The sequence below is a fragment of the Rhodococcus sp. EPR-147 genome, from assembly GCF_001647185.1.
Classification (GTDB): domain Bacteria; phylum Actinomycetota; class Actinomycetes; order Mycobacteriales; family Mycobacteriaceae; genus Rhodococcoides.
On the sequence record NZ_LVCU01000264.1, the window covers coordinates 1 to 6484 of the forward strand.

General features: G+C 65.0%; 6 protein-coding genes and 1 pseudogene. 3 read left to right on the forward strand and 4 right to left on the reverse strand.

What is annotated here, in order from left to right; translation table 11 throughout:
- The 3 genes and pseudogenes from A2J02_RS12730 to pgl all read left to right on the forward strand — a co-directional run.
- A pseudogene (locus tag A2J02_RS12730) lies at window positions 1-335 on the forward strand (glucose-6-phosphate dehydrogenase); the annotation flags it as partial.
- Complete coding sequence (opcA, locus tag A2J02_RS12735; RefSeq protein WP_170946023.1) at window positions 332-1240, forward strand: glucose-6-phosphate dehydrogenase assembly protein OpcA; 909 nt, start codon at window positions 332-334, stop codon at window positions 1238-1240. The pseudogene A2J02_RS12730 and the gene opcA, both read left to right, overlap by 4 nt.
- Window positions 1233-1979 (forward strand): 6-phosphogluconolactonase, encoded by a 747-nt coding sequence (gene pgl, locus A2J02_RS12740; RefSeq protein WP_068050524.1) that lies wholly within the window; start codon window positions 1233-1235, stop codon window positions 1977-1979. Before opcA ends, pgl begins: the two co-directional genes overlap by 8 nt.
- Window positions 1980-2203: 224 nt before the next feature.
- On the opposite strand, the gene ppc is transcribed toward pgl, so the two are convergent.
- The 4 genes from ppc to pgk all read right to left on the reverse strand — a co-directional run.
- Complete coding sequence (gene ppc, locus A2J02_RS12745; RefSeq protein ID WP_068050525.1) at window positions 2204-5035, reverse strand: phosphoenolpyruvate carboxylase; 2832 nt, start codon at window positions 5033-5035, stop codon at window positions 2204-2206.
- A 51-nt stretch (window positions 5036-5086) separates the two neighbouring features.
- Window positions 5087-5320: a preprotein translocase subunit SecG gene (secG, locus tag A2J02_RS12750; protein ID WP_068050526.1), complete on the reverse strand. Its 234-nt coding sequence runs from the start codon at window positions 5318-5320 to the stop codon at window positions 5087-5089.
- Between the two features lie 119 nt (window positions 5321-5439).
- Complete coding sequence (gene tpiA, locus A2J02_RS12755; protein WP_068050527.1) at window positions 5440-6225, reverse strand: triose-phosphate isomerase; 786 nt, start codon at window positions 6223-6225, stop codon at window positions 5440-5442.
- 3 nt (window positions 6226-6228) lie between these two features.
- On the reverse strand, window positions 6229-6484 hold a 256-nt coding region (gene pgk, locus A2J02_RS12760), incomplete at its 5' end, for a phosphoglycerate kinase (protein ID WP_082899508.1).

Sequence of the window (6484 nt, forward strand, 5' to 3'; positions counted from 1 at the left end):
TCCAACCCGACGAGGGCGTGACGATGCGGTTCGGCTCCAAGGTGCCGGGATCGAGCATGCAGGTGCGCGACGTCAGCATGGACTTCAGCTACGGCCAGGCGTTCACCGAATCCTCGCCCGAGGCGTACGAACGCCTCATCCTCGACGTGCTGCTCGGTGAGCCGTCGCTGTTCCCGGTCAATGCCGAAGTGGAACTGTCGTGGAAGATCCTCGATCCCATTCTGGAATTCTGGGCTTCCGGCGGCACCGCGGAACCGTACGAAGCCGGTACCTGGGGGCCTTCCTCGGGTGACGAGATGATGCACCGCACCGGACGCGAATGGAGAAGACCGTGATTGTCGACATCCCCGCCACGACGACGGCCGAGGTCGGCAAGAAGTTGGTGGAGGTGCGCGAAGCAGGCGGTGCGGTGACCATCGGCCGGGTGCTGACACTGATCGTCGCCAGCCGTGATCCGGCCAAGGCCGAACGGGCGATCGACGCAGCGAACGAGGCCAGCCGCGAGCACCCGTGCCGCGTCATCGTGCTCATCCACGGAGACCGATCCGCCGAATCGAGCCTCGACGCACAGATCCGGGTGGGCGGAGACGCCGGTGCATCGGAGGTCGTCGTGTTGCGCCTGAACGGCGAACTCGCCGATCACGAGCACAGTGTGGTGATCCCGTTCCTGCTGCCCGATACTCCGATCGTGGCGTGGTGGCCGGACGAGGCACCGACCGTTCCGGCGAAGGATCCGCTGGGGCGCTTGGCAATTCGCCGGATCACCGATGCCACGAACTCACCCGACACCACGGCGACGATCAAGGGTCGGCTCAGCAGCTACACCGAGGGCGACACCGATCTCTCCTGGAGTCGCATCACGTACTGGCGCGGCCTGTTGGCCACCGCGCTCGACCAGGCTCCGTTCGAGGCGGTCGTCTCGGCCACGGTGTCCGGACTGGCCGAAGAACCCGCACTCGACATCCTGGCAGGTTGGCTGGCCGCCAAACTCGACGTGCCGGTCCACCGCCGTGCGGGTGAGCTGAAGGTGGAGCTGATCAGAGAGAACAGCAGCATCTCGCTGACGCGTCCGCAGACCGGCAAGACCGCAACCCTGCGACGCACCGGTCAGCCCGACGCGGAGGTCGCACTGGCGCGTCGCAACACGCGCGAGTGCCTCGCCGAGGAACTGCGCAGACTCGACACGGATGAGATCTACGAACTCGCCCTGCACGGACTGTCGAAAGTGAGCTATGAGTAAGACATCGGTACTCCAGTACTTGGACGCGCAGGCCCTGGTCGACGCTGCACGATCTCGCTTCGTCGACGTGGTCACGGCCGCGCAGGCCGAGCGCGGCTTCGCATCGGTGGTGCTCACCGGCGGCGGCACCGGAATCGCGCTGCTGCAAGCGCTACGTGAGGACTCCGGATCGATCGACTGGGGCAAAGTCGACATCTACTTCGGCGACGAACGCTTCCTACCCTCGGGTGATCCCGAACGCAACGAGGTCCAGGCCTCGGAGGCGCTGCTCGATCACGTCGATGTCCACCCGGATCGGGTGTTCCGGATGGCCGCATCGGACGGACCGCACGGAAGCGACCCCGAGGTGGCCGCGGCAACGTACGCACAGATCCTGCATTCCGGATCGGAGGGTGAGCCGACGCCCCGGTTCGACGTCCATCTCCTCGGTATGGGCGGCGAAGGCCATATCAATTCACTCTTCCCCCACACCGATGCAGTGCGTGAACAGCACCGCTTCGTCGTGGCGGTCGAGGACTCCCCCAAGCCCCCGCCGGTGCGCATCACACTGACACTGCCTGCGGTTCGCCGCGCACAGCACGTGTGGTTGCTCGTCTCGGGAGCGAACAAGGCCGACGCCGTCGCCGCTGCGGTGGGCGGAGCCGATTCCGACGACGTCCCGTCGGCAGGCGCGCTGGGCACCGAATCGACGGTCTGGTTCCTCGATGCCGGCGCAGCGTCCAAGCTGGACACCGTCTGATCCCACCCGACTAATCGGGGTCGGCAGCGTCGGGGTCACATCCCGGCCGCTCGCAGTCGTAGTCGCCGACGCCCCGGGCATATCCTGATATCGAACGACCGATCCGCCTACTGCTCCCGCGGTAGGCGGATCCGTCTCTCCAGGTATCGATCGAACTACTGCACTGCGTCATACCTCGTTGGACGCGATCGACCGACAACCGGTTCCTCGCCCCTCGTGCGTGGCTAACCGCTGTTGCGCAGCGCCGTCGCGAGACCGTTCATCGTCAGCAGAATTCCTCGCTTGACCCGTTCGTCGTCGTCACCGTTGCGGTATCGACGCAGCATCTCGACCTGCATCTGATTGAGCGGCTCCAGGTACGGGAAGCGATTGTGCACCGAGCGCTCCAGCGACGGGTTGTCTTCGAGCAGGCGACTGTGACCGGTGATCTTCAGGTACATCCGCACCGTCGTGGCATGTTCGGCTTCGATCATCCCGAAGATCCGCGCGCGCAGGTCTGCGTCGGGAACCAACTCCGCGTACCGAGCCGCGATGCCCAGATCCGATTTGGCCATGACCTGCGCGAGGTTGGACAGAACGGTCTGGAAGAACGGCCACTTTCGGTACAGCTCGGTCAGCACCTCGAGCTTGGAATCGTCGTCGCCGACCCACTCCTCGAATGCCGAACCGGTGCCGTACCAGCCGGGCAGCATCACCCGGCACTGACTCCACGACATCACCCAAGGAATGGCACGCAGGTCGTACACCGAGTTCGTCGGCTTTCTCGATGCCGGACGGGAGCCGATGTTCAGCTCACCGACCTCGGCGACCGGTGTGGACGTTCGGAAGTACTCGACGAAACCGGGCTCCTCGTGCACCAGCCGGCCGTAGGCCGCACGCGCCTTCGCGGCGAGGTCGTCCAGGATGTCGTATGCGGCTTCTGCGCCGTCTCCGAGACCCTCCACATCCAGCAGAGTCGATTCGAGAGTTCCCGCGACCAGAGACTCGAGATTTCGGCGCGCCATGGACGGCTCGGCGTATTTGGCCGCGATGATCTCGCCCTGCTCGGTGAGCCGCAACGAACCCTGTACCACTCCGGGCGGCTGCGCCAGGATCGCGTCGTAGCTGGGACCGCCGCCGCGGCCGACCGTACCGCCGCGACCGTGGAAGAGCCGCAAGCGAATACCCGTCTTGCGTGAGGCCTCGAGTAGATCCAACTCGGCGCGGTACAGCGCCCAGTTCGCCGCGAGGTATCCACCGTCCTTGTTCGAGTCCGAATACCCCAGCATGACTTCCTGGTTCATGCCGCGCCCGGCTACCAGCGCGCGGTAGATCGGAACGTCGAGCGTGGCGAGCAGGGTCGCGGCGCCCTGCTGCAGATCCTCGATGGTCTCGAACAGTGGCACGACACCCACTGTCGACGTCGGTGCCGAGCCGTCGGTGCCGGGGTCGAAGATTCCTGCTTCCTTGAGCAGCAACGCCGCTTCGAGCATGTCACTGACCGACTGACACATGCTGATGATGTAGTTCTGGATGGTGTCGGGGCCGAGGTGATCGATGGCCTCTTTGGCGGCCCTGACGATGCCCAGTTCCTTGGTGGCGAGTTCACTGAGCTGCGCGTTGGGGCCGACGAGCGGCCGCCTGGTCGCAAGTTCCTGCGACAGAACCGAGACCCGCTCGTCCTCCCCGAGGGACATGTAATCGGAGTGGACACCGGCCCAGGCCAACAGCTCGGCGCCCACCTCTTCGTGGGTCTCGGAGTTCTGCCTCATGTCCAACGCCTGCAGATGGAATCCGAACGTCTCGACCGACTGCCGAAGCCGCAGCAGACGATCGTCGGCGATCAATGCATCCCCGTCGGCGCGTAGAGCCCGATCGATCACGTCGAGGTCGTCGAGAACGTCTTGCGGACCGGCGTACTTCTCCGCACCTAGGTCGATCCCGGAGACCGGCACCGCGTCGAGCACAGCCCGGGCGGTGGCCGTGAGCCGCGCCCGGATACCGGCGACGGCGACGCGATACGGCTCGTCCGATCGACGGTCGTCCGGCTCGGTCGATGCGCCGGCCAGAGCCTCGAGATCCTCGGTGACATCCACCAGACGCGCGGACATCGACAATTCCTTCTCCAGCGCGACCAATTCGTCGAGGTAATGCTCGAACGCCACGTATCCCGCTTGATGGGTCGCGGTGTGGACCACCTCTGCGGTCACGTTCGGATTGCCGTCGCGGTCGCCGCCGATCCAGGAACCGGGCCGGAGAATGGGGCGCGGCAGTAGATCCTCCTCGGGCCACCGTGCCCGCAGCGCTGCCCGCACGTCGGCGTTCAACGCCGGCATGACATCGAACAGGGAGGACTCGAAATACCGGAGGCCGACCTCGATCTCGTCCTGAATCCTCAACCGTGACAACCGAATCAGAGCCGTCTCCCACAGGGTCAGTACCTGCCTGCGGATCTGTACGTCGAAGGCGGCCAGTTCCTTCGCCGCAGTGGCGGCCTTGCCCTCACGTGCCGCAGCGGCGACATCGCGGCGCCGCATCAGCTCGGTGATTTTCGACTGCACATCGAACACGGTGCGTCGACGTGTTTCGGTGGGGTGCGCGGTGATCACCGGCGCGACCAACGCATCCGTCAGGGCCGCGGCCACCTGCTCGCGCGACGGTGCTGCGGCATCGATCTTGAGCCAGGTGGCGTCGAGACTGCTGTCCTGTGGCGGGTCCTCGCGGTCGAGGTGAATCGCTCGACGACGTTCGCGGTGTAGATCCTCGGCAAGATTGGCCAGCAGCGAGAAGTGACTGAACGCGCGAATCAGTGGAACTGCCTGTGCCACTTCGACGTCGGTGTAACGTCCGACGGAATCGTCGCGTTCTATCTCCGACCTGCGTACCGCGAAGGATTCGACGCGAGCCGACTCGATCAGCTCGAAGACGTCGTCGCCCTCGTGCTCGCGAATGATCTCACCCAGGATGCCGCCGAGATAGCGGATGTCCTCACGGAGAGGCTCTGTCAACTCCCGACCCTGAGCTGTCGGTGGGACGAAGGCTGGGGAACCGACTGACTCGTAGGAGGATTCGCTCATCCACCCAGTATCGTCGCTCCGTCACCAACTCGCACTCGGAGCCGAATCCGATCAGGTGTACTTGATCTCCAGGCCGATACCGAGGATGGCGATGAGCCAGATGATGCCGGTGAAGACCGTGAGGCGATCGAGGTTCTTCTCGACGACGGTGGAACCGGAGAGGCTGGACTGCACTCCGCCACCGAACAGGCTGGACAATCCGCCGCCCTTGCCGCGATGCAGCAGGATCAGCAAGATCAGTGCCAGGCTGGTGACGACCAGCAGAATATCCAGAAACAGATCCATGTCCACCTCAAACTCGATTCGATGCCTTCAGCAGCCTACCTGGCCCCGCGAACGGCTTCGGACACCCCGCCGAAGCGAGGTGTCCGAAAACCGTCCGATACAGCGTTGCCGATGGCCGATCAGGGCAGGGGTCCACCTGCGGCGATGGCCGACAACGTGGCGAACTCGTCCGCCTTGAGCGAAGCGCCACCGACGAGGGCACCGTCGACGTCGGGCTGTCCGACGATCTCACCGACGTTCTTCGCGTTGACCGAGCCGCCGTACAGCACGCGCACGCCCGCGGCGACCTCGTCCGAGGACAGCGCCTTCAATTCCTCACGAATGGCACCGCACACTTCCTGAGCGTCCGACGCCGACGCGACCCGGCCGGTACCGATGGCCCATACCGGCTCGTAGGCGATGACGACCTTGGAGATGTCGTCGGCCGACAGTCCTTCGAGTGACCCTCGCAGCTGTGCCACGTTGTAGGCCACGTGCTCGCCGGCCTCACGGATGTTCAGACCCTCGCCGATGCACACGATCGGAGTGAGGCCGTTCTTCAGGGCCGCCTTCGTCTTGGCGAGCACGACGGCGTCGTCCTCGCTGTGCAGCGTGCGTCGCTCGGAGTGACCGACGACGACGAAGGTGCACCCCAGCTTGGCCAGCATCGATCCGCTGATCTCGCCGGTGAAGGCACCCTTGTCCTCGGACGAGACGTCCTGCGCACCGTAGGTGAGCAGCAGTTTGTCGCCCTCGACCAGGGTCTGCACGCTGCGGATGTCGGTGAACGGCGGGATCACCGTCACGTCGACCTTGTCGAAGTACTTCTCGGGCAACGAGAATGCGATCTTCTGCACCAGCGAGATGGCCTCGAGGTGGTTGAGGTTCATCTTCCAGTTGCCCGCGATGAGCGGCTTACGTGCCATGCGTTACGCCTCCAGGACGGATAGGCCGGGGAGCTGCTTGCCTTCGAGGTATTCGAGGGATGCACCGCCGCCGGTGGAGATGTGCGAGAAACCGTCGTCGGGCAGTCCGAGGGTGCGTACCGCAGCGGCCGAGTCGCCGCCACCGACGACGCTGAACGCGCCCTTCTCGGTGGCTCCGATGATCGCTTCGGCGATGCCCTTGGTGCCGGCCGAGAACTTGTCGAACTCGAACACTCCGGCCGGTCCGTTCCAGAAGACG